The organism is Phytopseudomonas punonensis (genome assembly GCF_900142655.1).
GTDB classification, from domain to species: Bacteria; Pseudomonadota; Gammaproteobacteria; order Pseudomonadales; family Pseudomonadaceae; genus Aquipseudomonas; species Aquipseudomonas punonensis.
Window position 1 is genome coordinate 84730 of the sequence record NZ_FRBQ01000003.1, and the last position, 15686, is coordinate 100415.

The following is a 15686-nucleotide window of genomic DNA, read 5'->3' on the forward strand; positions in this document are numbered from 1 at the left end:
CGAACCGCCTCGGCAGGGCTCAGCATGCGCAGGAGATGGCGGAGGCGGGCGCAAATTGCGTGGCGTCATCGCCAACCAGAGCCAAACCCTCGTCTAGCCAGCCGGTCACGCCGCCGAGCATTTCCTTTACCGCGTAACCAAGGCTTGCCAGACGCAGGGCCGCGCGGTGGACGCCGTTGCAGTGTGGGCCGGCGCAGTAGACGACAAATAGCGTCGAAGGGCTGAAGGCTGCCAGTCGCTCGGCCGTCATGGTTCGCGTGGGGAGATTGATGGCGCCCGGAACATGGCCGACGGCATAGGCCTCGGGGCCGCGCACATCCACCAGCACGTAGTCGACATCACCGCTTTGCTGGCTGCGATGGACATCCGAACAGTCGGTTTCGAAACGCAGTCGATTGCCGAAGTGCGCCTGTGCTTCGGCACAGGAGGCGGCGGGGATTTCGCTGATCAGGCTTGTCATGGTGGTAGCTCCTGGGTAATCGAGTGCCCACTTTAGTTACCGCACCGGGCGCGCTACAGTGGCTGATTCGACATTGACTGGTAATTTTTCGCCAAATGAATAGCGACCCAGGTCTGGTGGCCGTGCTCGCCTACGACGGCCTATGCACCTTCGAATTCGGCATTGCCGTGGAGATCTTTGGCTTGTCGCGGCCGGAGTTCGATTTCACCTGGTATCGGCATCGCATCGTCGCCGTGGACCCGGGGCCGATGCGCGCGCTGGGCGGTATTCAGGTAACCGCCGATGCTGGTCTTGAAGCACTAGGCGAGGCGCGTACGATCATCGTCCCGGGGTGGCGTGATCGTAACGAGCAACCGCCTCAGCCGCTGATTGATGCGCTGCGCATGGCTCACAGCAGAGGCGCGCGGCTGCTGTCGATCTGTTCGGGCGTGTTCGTGCTGGCGGCTACCGGGCTACTCGATGGCCAGCGAGCCACGACGCATTGGCGCTATACCGATGAACTGGCAGCCCGCTTTCCCGATATCGATGTCGACCCTGCGGTGCTCTACGTCGACAGCGGCCAGGTCATCACCTCGGCCGGTAGCGCAGCCGGCATCGACGCTTGCCTGCATCTGGTGGAGCGAGACTTCGGCGCCCATATTGCCAATAGCGTGGCGCGCCGCCTGGTAATGGCCCCGCAGCGTTCCGGCGGGCAGGCCCAGTTCATCCCCGCTCCGGTTGCGCAGGCGCCAAGGGAGAATCTGGCCGCGGTGCTTGAATGGGCGCGACAGCACCTGGGCGAACCCCTGACGGTGAGCCAACTGGCGGCCAGGGCCTTGATGAGCGAGCGCACGTTTCTACGGCGCTTCAGCGACGCGACCGGCATGACGCCCAAGAGCTGGTTGCAGCATGCGCGCATGGCCCAGGCTCGTTCGCTCTTGGAAAGCACGGGCCTGAACAGCGAACAGATTGCCGAGCGTTGTGGGTTCGCGTCGGTGGAAAGCTTTCGCGTAGCGTTTCGCAAGGTGGTTGGCCTGGCGCCGTCGTTTTACCGCGAGCGCTTCGGGCAGCGATAGGCGCTGTTCCTTGGCCGGTACCGCTCGTTCGGTCAGGCGTTCTCGTTACCCGAGCGGATAAGCGAATGCCGGTCGATATCGGTCCGCAGCTGCTAGCCCTGGCTTTGCCAGTAATGGGCCGCTGCCTGGTCTCACAAAGTGAAGCGCCGCTCACGTTCCGGCAGGTAGTCAGTAAAGCCGGTGGGCTCCTGAGGCGATACTGAGCGGTCGCCCTGTTCGAGAAGCCAGTAACCCACGTCGTGCCAAGCTCCGTGCTTGTAGCCCACCTGGGGAAACGTGCCGATATGCCGGAAACCAAGCCGCTCATGAAGGCCGACGCTGCCTTCGTTTGGCAGGGCAATCCCCGCATAGATGGAGCGGTATCCCATCCCTTTGAGCATCGGTAACAGGGTTTCGTACAGCCGCCGTCCCACACCCTTACGGCGCGCGTTTTCGGCGATGTACACCGTCACATCGACGGCCCAGCGGTACGCTGCTCGGGCACGGTGCTGGCTTGCGTAGGCATAGCCGATCACAGTGCCTTCTTGCTCGGCCACCAAATAAGGATAAGTCTCAAGGGTCGCCAGTATCCGCCCCCGCATGTCCTCTACTGAAGGGGGCACCTCTTCGAACGAGATAGCGCTGCCGAGCACCACAGGTGCATAGATTGCCTGGATTGTTTCAGCATCCGCTGCGGATGCCACCCTCACATTGATCATGATCCCGCACCTCAGATTGAACGTTGGTTAACGCGGGCAGATAGCTGTTCAGCCGATTCTTTGCGCTCGGAATAGCGATCCACAAGGAAGTCTTTCTGATCACGCAGCAGCAGAGTGAACCTCATCAGCTCCTCCATCACGTCGACCACGCGGTCGTAGTAGGCAGACGGTTTCATTCGATCATCAGCGTCGAACTCCATGAACGCCTTTGGTATCGAGGACTGATTGGGGATGGTGAACATCCTCATCCACCGACCCAGGACGCGCAGTTGGTTGACCACGTTGAACGACTGCGAGCCACCACATACCTGCATAACGGCGAGTGTCTTGCCCTGGCTGGGCCTGACCGCACCCAGCGCTAGCGGAATCCAGTCGATCTGAGCCTTGAATACCGCTGACATGGCGCCGTGTCGCTCCGGTGAGCACCAGACCTGCCCCTCGGACCACATCACAAGATCACGTAGTTCCTGCACCTTGGGATGCTCAACCGGCGCGTCATCAGGCAGTGGAAGGCCCGATGGATCGAAGATGCGAGTCTCTGCGCCAAAGTGCTGAAGCAGCCGCGCAGCTTCTTCGCTCAACAGCCGGCTGAAACTGCGCTCACGGGTGGACCCATGGAGCAACAGGATTCGCGGCTTGTGCTGGCTGGCTTCGATTCGTTTGGAGAATTGGCCGATCAGGTCGTGTTCGACGTTGGGGAGTTCAGCGGTCATGGATGGAACCCTCAGAGTTGGCCAATACGATCCAGCTCGCGCTTCAGTTCGTCACGGCTCAATTCGGCGAAAGGCAGTTCCAGGAAGGCGCGGCAACGTCGTTCGATTTGCGCGAGCGTCGCATTGAAGGCAGCTGAAATCTCGGTTTCCTCACCCTGCACATCGGAAGGATCTTCCAGTCCCCAATGCGATTTGAGCGCTGGGCCGAAGTACACCGGGCATGCCTCACCAGCTGCCTTATCGCAGACGGTGATGACGATATCGGGCGGGTTCGCCTCGAACGCGTCGTTACCCTTGCTACTCAAGCCAGCGGTAGAGATGCCCGCCTCTTGCAGCGTTTGCAGGCTGCGGGGCAACACTTGCCCCTTGGGGAAACTACCGGCACTCACAGCCTCGAATCCCTGGGGCGCGATGTGGTTGAACATCGCTTCAGAGAGGATGCTCCGGCAACTGTTGGCCGTGCACATGAATAGAACTCGCATGCTAACTCCTATCGTCATTGGTGGGCTCAAAAGCTCAACCGCAAGGCGAGCGCAGAAAGGGTGATGAACAGAACGGGGAAAGTGAGCAAGGCGCCAACCTTGAAGTAGTAACCCCAGGTGATGCGGATACCTTTACGCTGGAGGACATGCAGCCACAGCAAGGTGGCCAAGCTACCAATGGGCGTGATCTTCGGGCCGAGATCGCAGCCGATCACGTTGGCGTAGATCATCGCCTCGCGTACTAAGCCGGCGCTGGTACTCGCATCGATGGACAGCGCGCCGATCAGAACGCTGGGCATGTTGTTCATGACCGATGACAGCAGGGCCGACAGCAGTCCGGTGCCAATCGCCGCAGCCCAGATCCCGTGTTCGCCAAGGCGGTTCAGCACGGCTGTGAGGTGGCTCGTGAGACCTGCATTACTCAGCCCGTAAACGACCAGGTACATGCCTAATGAGAAGATCACGATCTGCCAAGGCGCCTCGCGCAATACCCCGCGAGTGGAGATCACATGCCCTCTGGATGCAACCGCAAACAGGATCGCTGCACATACAGCGGCGACGGCGCTGATCGGTACGCCCATAGGCTCCAGCGCAAATAGGCCGAGCAGCAGAAGACCGAGCACCCACCAGCCACAGATGAAGGTGCTGCGATCCCGCACTGCGGATCGAGGATCTTTCAGATCGGCCAGCGAATAGGAGGCTGGCACATCACGGCGGAAGTACAGGAGCAGTACGAGTAACGTCGACGCTACGCTGGCCACGGTGACCGGCACCATGACGGAGGCATATTCGGCAAAGCCCAGCTTGAAGAAGTCTGCAGAAACGATATTGACCAAGTTGGAGACCACCAGCGGCAAACTCGCGGTGTCTGCAATGAAGCCCGCGGCCATGACAAAGGCCAATGTGGCGCCGGCCGAGAAGCGCAGCGCCACCAAAAGCGAAATAACGATCGGGGTGAGGATCAGTGCGGCACCGTCATTAGCGAAAAGTGCCGAAACGGCGGCTCCCAGTAACACGGTGAAGGCGAACAGTCGTCGGCCATTGCCATTTGCCCAGCGGGCTACGTGCAATGCCGCCCACTCGAAGAAACCGGCCTCATCCAACAACAGGCTAATGATGATGATCGCGATGAATGTTGCGGTCGCGTTCCATACCACTGCCCAGACAGTCGGGATGTCCTGAAACGATACCGCACCAACCGCCAGGGCCAGGGCGGCGCCAATCGTTGCGCTCCAGCCGACGCCCAGGCCGCGGGGTTGCCAGATGACCAGAATAAGGGTGAAGACGAATACAGCAGCTGCGACGACCATTTCAAAGGCTCCCGGCAAGAATTAGCAGCAACTGGCGGCACGCTCGGGGCGCCCAGCCATCTTGCCCAGACGAGCCGTGCAGTCGCTCAGCCAGGCAGTGTTGCCTTCAGACGTAATGCGAAGCACCTCGTTGAACCATGCTGGGAGGCCGGGGTTGAGACGGTAGTACACCCATTGTCCCTGTCGGCGATCAAGTAGCAGGCCTGCTGTTCGTAGTTGCGCCAAATGACGGCTGATCTTGGACTGATTGTCTTGCAAGGCGCACATCAGTTCGCATACGCAGAGTTCTCCCTGCTCAGCGATGAGAAGAGTGGCCCGAGCACGAGTATCGTCTGCCAGGCATTTGAAAGCTTCGGGAGGGGTTAGCATGGTTGTTTGCTTTAATTTGGAAAAACGAATATGCGGATATTCACATATAAATAGGCGGCCTGCTAGCCGGTCTTCGGACGCCTTACCTGCCGATCGATCCGAAGGATCTGGGCCGTACCTACGACAGCATCGTGCGGGTCAACAGCCAGTCGGGCAAAGGCGGGATCGCTTACTTGCTGCAGCGCGACCTTGGCGTGACGATACTGAGACGGATGCAGGTGGAATTCAGCGCCATCGTGCAAAAGATGGCGGACAGCAGCGAGACCGCATTGACCTGCACCGAACTCTGGGAGCTGTTCCAGCGCAGCTACCTGGCAGCGGCGCGTGCCGGTGGCTGCCTGGTCTATATCGGTCACCAGTTGTTCGAGGACAGCGCAGGTCAGGGCATCGTGCTGCAGGTTGAGCTGCCCAACGGCCAGCAACAGAGACTGGGAGGTATCGGCAACGGCCCCATCGATGCCGCGGTGGCCGCACTCGGCTTGCCGATCCGCGTCGACAGCTACGAAGAGCGCAGCTTGGGTGGCGGCGCTGGAGCCCAGGCTATGGCGCTGGTCGAGGTGGCCTGGCCGGGTGTGGCCGGCTCGCGCTTCGGTGCCGGTAGCCACGCGAATATCGTCATCGCGTCGATCCAGGCGCTGCTGGTCGCCGTGTCACGTTTTGAGGACGGTGGAGCAATTGATTGAAGCCAGAACTTCAATCGGCTAGCGTGCCAGCAGCCTGTTGCCCCGCCGACCGGATTCCCGGCACGAAACGATCGATGTCGATGGCGTCGATCTGGTCGGGGTGCAGGTGGCGTTCGGCGTAGCGCATCGGTAGTTCGCTGCGCAGGAACAGAGCGAACAGGTCAGCATCGATATGCCCTTTGTCGCGCAGGCCGGCGAGGATCTCGATGGATTCCGACAAGGTCTTGGCCTGCTTGTACGGGCGGTCTGAGGCGGTCAGCGCTTCGAAGATATCGGCGATGGCCATGATGCGCGCCGGGATGGACAGCTGGCTCTTGTCGAGCTTGCGCGGGTAGCCGGTGCCGAGCAGGGTTTCGTGGTGGGTGCCGGCATATTCCGGCACGCGCTTGAGGTTCGAGGGCAGCGGCAGGTTTTCCAGCATGACGATGGTCTGGATGATGTGCTCGTTGATCTTGAAGCGCTCTTCGGGAGTCAGCGTGCCTCGGCTGATGCTCAGGTTGTAGAGCTCGCCATGGTTGTAGAGGTGTTCCGGCACGCTGATCTGGAAGCCGTACTTGGGGTCGAATTCCTTGGTCTCGGGGCGCGGAAAGATGTGCTGCGGTTTGTCCGCCAGCAGCCGCTCAAGTGCTGGGAGTTGCGCCACGGGCAGTTCGGCAACGCGCATCAGTTCGGCTTGAGACAGTCCCAGGCGATCATCGAAATGGCGCAGCCAGGTTCGCTCTCCCGCGGAGTGCAGAGCGCCCACATGCTCGGGGTTCATCAGTTCGGCGCCAATGTTGCAGCCGGCAATGAACGCAAACTCATCGTGCAGTGCCCTGGCGAGGGCTTGGTATTCGGCATCGGCTTGTGCGCGGTCGCGCCCGTCAATCACCTGCTGTAGGCGCGTGATCTGCCCATCGCGCAGCAGCACCTCGAAGCGCATGCGCACTTCGTGGATGCGGTTGTAGATGGTTTCCAGCTTGGTGGCTTTGTCGACGACGTGTTCAGGCGTGGTGATCTTGCCGCAGTCATGCAGCCAGGCGCCGATACGAAACTCACGCCATTCGTCCGGGGTGCTGAAGCAGAAGTTCGCCAGCGGCCCTTCGCTCACGTTGCTGGCCGCTTCGGCAAGCATCATTGCCAGCTCCGGCACGCGTTCGCAGTGCGCCCCGGTGTACGGGCTCTTGGCGTCAATCGCGCCAGCGAGAATTTCGATCATGCCGTCGATCAACGCACGCTGCGAATCCATCAGGTTGTGGTTTTCGAGGGCAACGGCTGCCTGCGAAGCCAGTGCGGCAATGAACGACATCACTTGCGGTGAGAAGGCGATCACCTCGCCGGTCTCGACATCCAGGGCGTTCATGAACTGCAGCACGCCGATCACTTCGCCGCCGCGTGGCGCCAGCGGCACGGTCAGCATGGAGACGGTGTGAAAGCCCGATTCGCTATCGAAAGCGCGCGTACCGCTAAGGTCGAAACGGCTTTCACCATACACATCGTCGATCACCACGGTTTCGTTGTGCAGCGCGGTGTAGGTCGACACATGCCGTTCGTTGGGTAGGCCTGTTTGCGGGTCGTAAAGGGGGATTTCGAAGGTCGGCAGCTCATCGTCCATGGAGCGCAGCGCGAAGCGTAGGGTGTTGTGCTCCGTTTTGAGGTACATGGTGGCGGCCTGGGCATTACAGATGCGCTTGCCCTGCAACAGGATATGGCGCAGCAGCGCATCACGGTCGCGCTCGGACGAAAGCAGCAAGCCATTCTCGACCAAGCTGGCGAGTTTGAGCTGAGAGGCCTGCAGCGCCTGGGTCTGGCTTTGCAGGGCAGCTTTCATCTCGATGTGGTTGCGATTGAGTATTTCGATCTCGGCGAACAGCGAGGTCGGCGGCAGTTCGCCGGAGAAATCCATCTGGCGGATTTTTTGGGTGTCCCGAACCAGCGCCTTGATGGTGCGGTCGAGGCTTTCCATACCGCCCAGGATCAGCGGCATTGTGCACAGCAAAATGCCGATGAACAGGCAAAGAACCACGAGCGGCGGGGCGCCCAGGGTCATGGCGAGCAGCGGCACCAGTTGCAAAAGCAGGAAGGTGCCGAGCACCAGGCTTCTGCTTCTGAACCGTAGTCTGAATCGTGGCTTGATTTGCCCGGATGACATGCTGCAACCTGCGCTAGGATTCCACCGAGTACAACTCACCCATCCAGCTAAGCAGCGGTGCTGCAGCCTGAATGAGCGGCGTTCACTTCATCTCGGGGAAAAGAATGAAAAAGGGGATTACTGTGTTTGCTCGTGCTCGTTTCACGATTTGGCCACTCGCCTGCGCATTGGTAACCTCGGCGGCGCTCGCTCTCGAACCAGCCACATCAATAGGTTACGTGATGAAGGTACAGGGTGAGGCTACTGTCAGCATAGCTGGCACAACGCAATCAGCGACGATCGGTACGCCATTGTACGTCGGAAGCGTTGTAAAAACTGGTCCGGCAGGCTCAATGGGCGTGACCCTGAAGGACAACACGGTTATGTCGTTCGGCCCCAACAGCGAATTGACCCTCGACGAGTTCCTGTTTGACCCTGCCCAGGACGACCTGAAGCTCACTGCCAAGATCACCCACGGCACGCTCGATTACATCTCCGGCACCATCGCCAAGCTCAAGCCCGAGGCCGTGCAGATTAACACCCCGACCGGCACCATTGGCGTGCGTGGCACCCATTTCCTCGTCAAGGTTGACTGAGTTCGGATACGGCATGTCCTCAAAATTTACGCACGCTATCGCGCTTCTTCTGTTCGCCCTGCTGGGTAGCGGATGTGCCTCGAAATCCTACGTGGTGCTGGTCGAAAGCCCTGATGGCACGACCGGCGCCATCGAGGTACGAACCAACAAGGGCCTGACCCGCGTCGACCAGAAAGACCATGCGGTCAATCTCGATGGCAGCAGCGCCATGCCGTTCCAGGTGGATCAGCCCAGGCTCGAGAAGGATTTCTCCGCTGCACGCGCTGCTCAACCGGCGTTGCCGAAAAGCTACCTGCTGTATTTCAGAACCGGCGGCGCCAAGCTGACGGCGAAGTCTCAGGCGGAAATTACCGAAGTGCTGCAAACCGTTCGCGACCGCGGGCCGTCTGCGGTTTCAGTGATCGGCCATACCGATACCGTCGGTAGCAAGATAGACAACGAAGATCTAGGGCTGCTGCGCGCCCGCGCCATTGCCCGGCAGTTGCATGAAAACGGCTTGCAGGCGCTGGAGCTGGTGGTCACCTCCCATGGTGAAGGCAACCTCTTGGTGAAAACCCCGGACAACACGCCGGAGCCTGCCAACCGCCGGGTCGAAGTCACCATACGCTAGCTGTTTCAGCGTTTTTACTTTTGCGTCATCACAAAGCGAGCGCCATTCTCGCCCGCCAGCAGGCGCTTGGCGTGGAAGGCGGCCAGCCCATCCCACGGGCGCTGTGCGCTGAGGTGCTCGAACGCTGCCAACGCTTCCAGATCACCGGCTTCCAGCAGACGGTAGGCGGCCTCATAAGGCTCGTCGCGGCCAGCGACGGGCATCACCATCGCCTCCAGTGGCTCGAACACCTGCACGGCCTCGGCCTTGCCCTTGAGCAGCACCTCGCCAACGGGGCGCATTTCTACCTGCGGACAGCTCTCGCGAATCGCCTCTGATACGCACAGCAGTGTGCCGATCTGCCGGTTCAAACTCTCCAGGCGCGAGGTGGTGTTCACCGGGTCGCCGAGCGCGCGGTAATCGAAGATCGTCGAGCCGCCAAAGTTACCCACCACCACGTCGCCGCTGTGCACGCCGATGCGCGTGTGGCCGAACTCGATGCCTTGTTCATGCAAAGAAGCGACATAAGACTGCGCGAAGCGATTGATTTCCAGTGCGCAGGACAGCGCGCGTTGCTGATGATCGGCCTGCGGGATGGGCGCGGAAAACATGATCGCCACAGCATCGCCAACGATTCGATCCAGCGTGCCCTCATGCCGGAACGCGATACCGATGACCTGCTCCAGGTAATCATTGAGCAGGCTGACCGCCGCCTCGGGCGTGCGGCGCTCCATCATCGAGGTGAACCCGGTGATATCGGTGAACACGAAGCTGCACATTTGCCGTTGCCCACCGAGCGTCAGCCGTTCCGGGTGCGCTACCAGATGGCTGACCAGGTTGGGGGAGACATAGCGCGAGAACGCTGCATGCACCCAGCGCTGCTCACGCTCGGCCGCCATATGCCGCACGATACTGGCAGCGCCGTAGACGAGTAGCAGGCCGATCGACGGCGTGAACAGATCCAGCAGCAGCCGATGCGCCACGAAGCCATACCAAGCGCCGGCATTGAGCAGCGTAACCAGCAGCACCATAAGCACAGCCGACGGCAGGGCCGGCAGCTTCAACGCCAGCACTCCCAACAGGAGGCCGCAGAGCAGCAGGGTGAGCACCTCCACTGCCAGCGCCCAATTCGTCCGATTCAACAAGGTGTCGGTGAGCACCTGCTCCAGCGCCTGGGCATGAACCTCGACCCCGGGAATGATCCCGCCCAACGGGCTGAAGCGCAGGTCCTGCAAGCCCTGGGCGGAGGTGCCGATCATGATGATGCTGCCCGCCAGAGGCGGCGCCGAACCGTCCAGCACCTGCCAGGCCGGAATGCTGCGGCTCTGTTGCGGGCGAGAGAAATACACCCAGAGTTCGCCGCTGATTGCCGTCGGAATCTGTAGCTGGCCGATATCTACGCGCTGTACACCGGCCTGGCTGCTGATGATTCGGTAGCGTCCTGTGCGCTGGGAAACGCGCAGGGCTTCGGCCACCAGCGATGGGCGCAACTCATCCGCCACTGACACGAACAGCGGTACGCGGCGAACCACGCCGTCGGCATCCGGTTTGAAGGTCATGGCGCCAATACCGCGAGCGGCTTTTTCCAGCTCCGTTAAGGGGCGGCTGGCGCCTCTGAACGCGGGTACGAATGGCAGCGGCGAATCGCCTTGCAGCACCATGCCGAAGCGGCTCAGCGGTGGCCCGCCTGCTGTAGCGCTGCGCTCAGCGGCAAAGCCGAGCACGGTGTTGCTGCGCTTGAGTACCTCAGCGAACTGCGTGTCATGGTCTGGCAGGGCGGCTAACCCGGCGGCCAGGTCGGCTGGCAGGCTGTTGTTGCGCAGCAGTTGCGCGGGTGATGTGCGATCAGGCTCAGCGAACAGTACGTCGAACACGATTGCCGCAGCGCCAGCTTGCTCGAGCTTATCCACCATGGTCGCGACTTGGGTACGAGACCAGGGCCATTGGCCGATACGCCTGAGGCTTTCCTCATCCAGATCGACGATCCGCACCGGCGCCTGTTGGTAATCACGAGGCTGCCAGCGCTGATACTGGTCGAAAACCGCATTGCGGACTTTCTGTACCGGCAGTGGATCGAGCAGAAACACCATCAGCAGGCCGAGCAACACGGCGAGGCAGAAGCCGCCTCCAGAGGAAATCAGACGAGATTTAGGCACATGCGAGGGCTCTGGGGAGGATAAGAGGCTGCAACTTGATCAGGCGAAGATACTGAAAAAAAGCCTGGAGAGGTTGGGTACTTCGGTTCGGAAGCGGTTGAGTCCGCAAATCCGCCCGGTAACAGGCTTCAGAGGCACGTAGGTAAAACTGTCTGCCTCAGTGCATGGCGACCAATCCACTCTGGATAATCGAGTCGCGGCACGCATGTTTGGATCACCAGGCTATTCTGGCCGACCTTGAGGCGCAGGCTGTGTTGATTTCAGGTTGATCCAAAGGGCCGCAAGCATGCGCTGCGGCCCTTTGCGTTGAGGTAATCAAATGCCGCCATCGAGTAACTAGTGCCGAAACACGTTCGGGATCGGCAGTATTGTCGGCTCCGGTTAAAGGATCACGCGCAGGCACTGGCCGGCGTGGTACAGCGAGAAGCCCGCTTCGTAGTAGCAAGCGCGTAGCCCGGCGCTGCGCAACGCTTTCATCCGCGACAGCGGAATGGGCAGCACGCCCGTGTCGCTCTTGAGCAGGTAGTCGGCCAGGGCGTGGCCGACTACGGTGCCGGTGGTGTTGCCGCGGCCGTTATAGCCGGTCACCGCGACCACGCCAGGCGCCGGCTCGAACAGCTTCATCAGGTGATCCGGGGTGAAGTCGATGCAACCGGTCCAGTGCATTTCCCAGTCGACCTTGCCGAGCTGCGGGAAGTAATGCCCCTGGATGCGGTCTGCCCAGCTGCGCACGAACCAGTCCGGCTTGTTGTTCGACTTGCCCATGCTGCCCAGCAGCAGGCGGCCCTGATCATCACGACGGATGCTGCTGAGCACCGTGCGGGTGTCCCACGAACCCTGGCCGTGGGGCAGCACGGCGTCGGCCGCCGCGCCGCTCAACGGCTTCGAGGCGACCTGGTAGTAATAGCCGCGGAAGAAGTTGCGCTGCACCTCGGTCCAGTCGCCCTCGGTGTAGGCGCCGGTGGAAATCACCACCTTCTCGGCTGTGACCGTGCCCAGGGCGGTGCGCACCAGCCAGCCATCGGCCTGCCTGTGCAACTCGGTGACCGGCGATTGCTGATGCAGGGTGCCGCCCAGGCGCAACACAGCGGCGGCGAGGCCCTTGGTGTAGCCCATGGGGTTGATGGTGCCGGCGCGACGGTCCAGCAGAGCGCCGGTGATCTTTTCGGTGCCGCAATGCTCCACACAGGTCGCGCCGGTCAGCAGCTCGACATCGGCGCCACGGCGGCGCCACTGCGACTCGCGGGCCTTGAGGTCTTCCAGGCCGGCGGCGTTGTGGGCCATGTGCAGGGTGCCTTCATGGCGTGCCTGGCAGTCGATCTGGTAACGCTCGATGGCCTCGAATACCTTGGCCGGCGCCTCACCCAGCACCTTGTTGAGGCGGCCGCCGACCTTTTCGCCCAGCGTCGCTTCCACATCGTCGGGCTTGATCCAGGTGCCGGCGTTGACCAGCCCGACGTTGCGCCCCGAACCGCCATGGCCGACCTCGAAGGCCTCCAGCACGCACACGCGCTTGCCCGCTTCGAGCAACTGCAGCGCCGCCGACAGCCCGGTGATTCCGCCGCCGATCACGCAGACATCGACCTTTACCTCACCAGCCAGAGCGCCGGCGTCAATCGGTGCCGGCGTCGCCACTTCCCAGAGACACTGTTGCTGGAAGCCACTCATCACGCGTTCCTCTCCAGATATCGGTGGCGGGTGCGACACCGGTCTGCCCTATGGCTCCGTGCGCGGGCTGGAGCCTATCCATAAAACGTTCAGGTTGGTGTATCGCAATTGCGGATCGACGCGAGTCCTGTGGGAGCGGGCCATGCCCGCGAAATCATGGGCATGGACTAGGCCTCCCTGCCCACTCTCACAGTGTCGGGTAATGCTCGCCAATCAGTCGAACACGATGCCCTGGGCCAGCGGCAGTTCGCGGGAGTAGTTGACGGTATTGGTCTGGCGGCGCATGTAGGCCTTCCAGGCATCGGAGCCGGACTCGCGACCGCCACCGGTTTCCTTCTCGCCGCCGAAGGCTCCGCCGATCTCCGCACCGCTGGTGCCGATGTTGACGTTGGCGATGCCGCAGTCGCTGCCGGCCGCGCCTTGGAAGGCTTCGGCCTCGCGCACGTCGGTGGTGAAGATGCACGAGGACAGGCCCTGAGGCACTTCATTGTTCAGGCGCAGCGCTTCTTCGAAGTCGTCGTAGGCGAGCACGTAGAGGATCGGCGCGAAGGTCTCATGGCGCACCACTGCGGTCTGGCCCGGCATCTCGACGATGGCAGGGCTCACGTAGTAGCCGTTGGGGAAGGTGTCGGCCAGCTGGCGTTCGCCACCGAACACCTGGCCGCCTTCGTCGCGGGCCTTGGCCAGGGCGTCCTGCATGGCGCTGAAGGCCTGCTTGTCGATCAGCGGGCCGACCAGGTTGCCCTGGCGCGGGTCGCCGATGCGCACCTTGGCGTAGGCGGCTTTGGCGCGGGCGACCACCTCGTCCTTGATCGAGCGATGGACGATCAGGCGGCGCAGGGTGGTGCAGCGCTGGCCGGCGGTGCCAACGGCGCTGAACAGGATGCCGCGCACGGCCAAATCGAGGTCGGCGCTGGGTGTGAGGATCATGGCGTTGTTGCCGCCCAGTTCCAGAATGCTGCGGCCGAAGCGGGCGGCGACGCGCGGGGCGACTTCGCGGCCCATGCGGGTGCTGCCGGTGGCGCTGATCAGCGGCACGCGCGGGTCGTCGACCAGCACTTCGCCGGCTTCACGATCACCGATCACCAGCTGCGCCAGGCCTTGCGGGGCGTCGTTGCCGAAGCGGGCGAGGGCCTTGTCCAGCAGCGCCTGGGAGGCGAGGGCGGTCAGCGGGGTCTTTTCCGAGGGCTTCCAGATCACCGCGTTGCCGGCCACCAGGGCCAGGGTGGTGTTCCACGCCCACACCGCGACCGGGAAGTTGAAGGCGCTGATCACGCCGACCACGCCCAGCGGGTGCCAGGTTTCACGCATATGGTGGCCGGGCCGCTCGGAGGCGATGGTCAGGCCGTAGAGCTGGCGCGACAGACCGACGGCAAAGTCGCAGATGTCGATCATTTCCTGCACTTCGCCCAGGCCTTCCTGGGTGATCTTGCCGGCTTCGATGGACACCAGCTCGCCGAGGTCGGCCTTGTGTTCGCGCAGCACTTCGCCGAACAGGCGCACCAGCTCGCCGCGGCGCGGTGCCGGCATCTTGCGCCAGGCCAGGAAGGCGTCGTGGCCAGCGGTGATCTTGGCCCGTACGGCGTCGGCGCCCTCAAGGTTCAGGCTGCCGATCTGGCTGCCGTCGATCGGGGTGTAAACCGCATGACTGCCGTTCTGGTAGGCGCTGGCGCTGACACCGAGACGTTCGAGTAGCTGGTTGACCATGGCGATCTCCTGAGTCGTGAAGTTGAAATCCGGGATAAGGATCAGTATTAATCCCGAACCTGTACTCAACAAACGACGTTTACGCACCATATCATTCCGTCATGGAATCAAGTCGCCCCGTCTGACCCCGAGAAGCCCATGTCCAAACGCCTGCTGCCGACCATGACCGCCCTGCAATGTTTCGAGGCCGCGGCCAGGCACCTGAGCTTCACCCGCGCCGCCCAGGAGCTGCACCTGACCCAGAGCGCGGTGAGCAAGCAGGTGGCGCAGCTCGAGGACATGCTCCAGCATCCGCTGTTCCATCGGGTGCGCCGCCGTTTGCAACTGGCGCCGGCCGGCGAGCTGTACTTGGCCGAGGTGAACAAGATCCTCACCCAGGTGGACATCTCCAGTCGCTACATCCTCTCCTACGGCGGCGAGACCGAGGTGCTCAAGGTCGCCACCCAGCCGACCTTCGGGGCGCGCTGGCTGGTGCCCAACCTCAAGGGTTTCTCGAAGCGCCACCCGAATATCCACCTGGACATCAAGAACGAGCTGGAGCCCTTCGACCTGGTGCAGGCCAAGGCCGACGTGGCGTTCTTCTATGGCACCGGCTCCTGGCCGGGCGCCACGTGCATCGAGCTGTTCGGCGAAGACGTGATTCCGGTGTGCGCGCCGGACCTGTTGCCCGAGGAGCCGCTGCTCGATGCCGGCGACCTGACCAGCCTGGTGCTGCTGCAGTGCACCTCGCGGCCCGGCGCCTGGCACGAGTGGTTCGAGGAGCAGGGCATCAGCACCGAGAACAGCTACCACGGGCCGCGCTTCGACACCTTCTACATGTGCATCCGCGCCGCCGAGTCCGGCTGTGGCGTGGCCCTGGTGCCACGCTTTCTGGTGCTGGACGAGCTGCAGGAAGGCAAGCTGGTGATCCCCTGGCAGCATTACAAACCCAGTCAGGGTGCGCACTTCATCGCCTTCGCCGAGCAGTCCGCCGAGGTGCCCAAGGTCAGGGCGCTGATCGGCTGGATTCTGGAAAAGGCCAGGGCCGGCACGGGCGGCGCTCAGCCAGTTCCTGAATTTAAGGAATGACGGCAGCACTTTATTTCGCTTG

The 15686-nt window shown here is 62.2% G+C and carries 15 protein-coding genes; 5 read left to right on the top strand and 10 right to left on the bottom strand.

From position 1 onward, the window contains the following. Positions 1-19: 19 nt before the first annotated feature. The gene (locus BUC40_RS10380) at positions 20-460 is read right to left on the bottom strand and encodes a rhodanese-like domain-containing protein (protein ID WP_073265349.1); all 441 of its coding nucleotides are present in this window, start codon (positions 458-460) and stop codon (positions 20-22) included. Between the two features lie 95 nt (positions 461-555). Here BUC40_RS10380 and ftrA point away from each other — a divergent pair, with 95 nt between their 5' ends. Continuing rightward, on the top strand, positions 556-1515 hold the full coding sequence (gene ftrA, locus BUC40_RS10385; RefSeq protein WP_073265351.1) for a transcriptional regulator FtrA: 960 nt from the start codon (positions 556-558) through the stop codon (positions 1513-1515). Between the two features lie 131 nt (positions 1516-1646). On the opposite strand, the gene BUC40_RS10390 is transcribed toward ftrA, so the two are convergent. Genes BUC40_RS10390 through BUC40_RS10410 form a run of 5 tightly spaced genes read right to left on the bottom strand, consistent with a single transcriptional unit; the run spans position 1647 to position 5087 of the window. Next, positions 1647-2213 (bottom strand): arsinothricin resistance N-acetyltransferase ArsN1 family B, encoded by a 567-nt coding sequence (locus BUC40_RS10390; protein WP_073265353.1) that lies wholly within the window; start codon positions 2211-2213, stop codon positions 1647-1649. Between the two features lie 11 nt (positions 2214-2224). Next, a complete protein-coding gene (gene arsH / locus BUC40_RS10395; RefSeq protein WP_073265355.1) occupies positions 2225-2926 on the bottom strand; it encodes an arsenical resistance protein ArsH in 702 nt (233 codons plus the stop codon). An 11-nt stretch (positions 2927-2937) separates the two neighbouring features. Beyond that, the gene (locus BUC40_RS10400; protein ID WP_073265357.1) at positions 2938-3408 is read right to left on the bottom strand and encodes an arsenate reductase ArsC; all 471 of its coding nucleotides are present in this window, start codon (positions 3406-3408) and stop codon (positions 2938-2940) included. A 26-nt stretch (positions 3409-3434) separates the two neighbouring features. Next, complete coding sequence (locus tag BUC40_RS10405) at positions 3435-4718, bottom strand: arsenic transporter (RefSeq protein WP_073265359.1); 1284 nt, start codon at positions 4716-4718, stop codon at positions 3435-3437. 21 nt (positions 4719-4739) lie between these two features. Next, complete coding sequence (locus BUC40_RS10410) at positions 4740-5087, bottom strand: metalloregulator ArsR/SmtB family transcription factor (protein WP_073265361.1); 348 nt, start codon at positions 5085-5087, stop codon at positions 4740-4742. A gap of 86 nt (positions 5088-5173) precedes the next feature. Here BUC40_RS10410 and BUC40_RS10415 point away from each other — a divergent pair, with 86 nt between their 5' ends. Then, positions 5174-5770 carry an alpha-isopropylmalate synthase regulatory domain-containing protein gene (locus tag BUC40_RS10415; RefSeq protein WP_425272932.1) on the top strand — a complete coding sequence of 199 codons (597 nt, stop codon included), beginning with the start codon at positions 5174-5176 and terminating at the stop codon, positions 5768-5770. Positions 5771-5780: 10 nt separating this feature from the next. Here BUC40_RS10415 and BUC40_RS10420 read toward each other — a convergent pair whose 3' ends face one another. Beyond that, entirely contained in the window at positions 5781-7844 is a 2064-nt protein-coding gene (locus BUC40_RS10420) for an HD domain-containing phosphohydrolase (protein WP_244160631.1), read from the bottom strand. Positions 7845-8122: 278 nt separating this feature from the next. Between BUC40_RS10420 and BUC40_RS23140 the strand changes: the two genes are divergently transcribed. Together BUC40_RS23140 and BUC40_RS10430 are read left to right on the top strand one after the other, a co-directional pair. Then, entirely contained in the window at positions 8123-8476 is a 354-nt protein-coding gene (locus BUC40_RS23140; RefSeq protein WP_279627147.1) for a FecR family protein, read from the top strand. Between the two features lie 13 nt (positions 8477-8489). Continuing rightward, positions 8490-9086 (top strand): OmpA family protein, encoded by a 597-nt coding sequence (locus BUC40_RS10430; RefSeq protein WP_073265365.1) that lies wholly within the window; start codon positions 8490-8492, stop codon positions 9084-9086. Positions 9087-9100: 14 nt separating this feature from the next. On the opposite strand, the gene BUC40_RS10435 is transcribed toward BUC40_RS10430, so the two are convergent. The 3 genes from BUC40_RS10435 to amaB form a co-directional block, all read right to left on the bottom strand. After that, on the bottom strand, positions 9101-11221 hold the full coding sequence (locus tag BUC40_RS10435; RefSeq protein WP_073265367.1) for a CHASE2 domain-containing protein: 2121 nt from the start codon (positions 11219-11221) through the stop codon (positions 9101-9103). A 381-nt stretch (positions 11222-11602) separates the two neighbouring features. Further along, positions 11603-12889 (bottom strand): L-pipecolate oxidase, encoded by a 1287-nt coding sequence (gene amaA / locus BUC40_RS10440; protein ID WP_073265369.1) that lies wholly within the window; start codon positions 12887-12889, stop codon positions 11603-11605. Positions 12890-13102: 213 nt separating this feature from the next. After that, a complete protein-coding gene (gene amaB / locus BUC40_RS10445; protein WP_073265371.1) occupies positions 13103-14596 on the bottom strand; it encodes an L-piperidine-6-carboxylate dehydrogenase in 1494 nt (497 codons plus the stop codon). Between the two features lie 138 nt (positions 14597-14734). Between amaB and BUC40_RS10450 the strand changes: the two genes are divergently transcribed. After that, positions 14735-15664: a LysR substrate-binding domain-containing protein gene (locus BUC40_RS10450; protein ID WP_073265373.1), complete on the top strand. Its 930-nt coding sequence runs from the start codon at positions 14735-14737 to the stop codon at positions 15662-15664. Positions 15665-15686: the final 22 nt, after the last annotated feature.

Excerpts from the sequence above, each read along its gene's own strand:
- arsH (WP_073265355.1), bottom strand. The coding sequence starts at position 2,926 with ATGACCGCTGAACTCCCCAACGTCGAACACGACCTGATCGGCCAATTC.
- BUC40_RS10450 (WP_073265373.1), top strand. The coding sequence starts at position 14,735 with ATGTCCAAACGCCTGCTGCCGACCATGACCGCCCTGCAATGTTTCGAG.
- BUC40_RS10390 (WP_073265353.1), bottom strand. The coding sequence starts at position 2,213 with ATGATCAATGTGAGGGTGGCATCCGCAGCGGATGCTGAAACAATCCAG.
- BUC40_RS10380 (WP_073265349.1), bottom strand. The coding sequence starts at position 460 with ATGACAAGCCTGATCAGCGAAATCCCCGCCGCCTCCTGTGCCGAAGCA.
- BUC40_RS10405 (WP_073265359.1), bottom strand. The coding sequence starts at position 4,718 with ATGGTCGTCGCAGCTGCTGTATTCGTCTTCACCCTTATTCTGGTCATC.
- BUC40_RS10430 (WP_073265365.1), top strand. The coding sequence starts at position 8,490 with ATGTCCTCAAAATTTACGCACGCTATCGCGCTTCTTCTGTTCGCCCTG.
- amaA (WP_073265369.1), bottom strand. The coding sequence starts at position 12,889 with ATGAGTGGCTTCCAGCAACAGTGTCTCTGGGAAGTGGCGACGCCGGCA.
- BUC40_RS23140 (WP_279627147.1), top strand. The coding sequence starts at position 8,123 with ATGAAGGTACAGGGTGAGGCTACTGTCAGCATAGCTGGCACAACGCAA.
- BUC40_RS10410 (WP_073265361.1), bottom strand. The coding sequence starts at position 5,087 with ATGCTAACCCCTCCCGAAGCTTTCAAATGCCTGGCAGACGATACTCGT.
- BUC40_RS10400 (WP_073265357.1), bottom strand. The coding sequence starts at position 3,408 with ATGCGAGTTCTATTCATGTGCACGGCCAACAGTTGCCGGAGCATCCTC.
- ftrA (WP_073265351.1), top strand. The coding sequence starts at position 556 with ATGAATAGCGACCCAGGTCTGGTGGCCGTGCTCGCCTACGACGGCCTA.
- amaB (WP_073265371.1), bottom strand. The coding sequence starts at position 14,596 with ATGGTCAACCAGCTACTCGAACGTCTCGGTGTCAGCGCCAGCGCCTAC.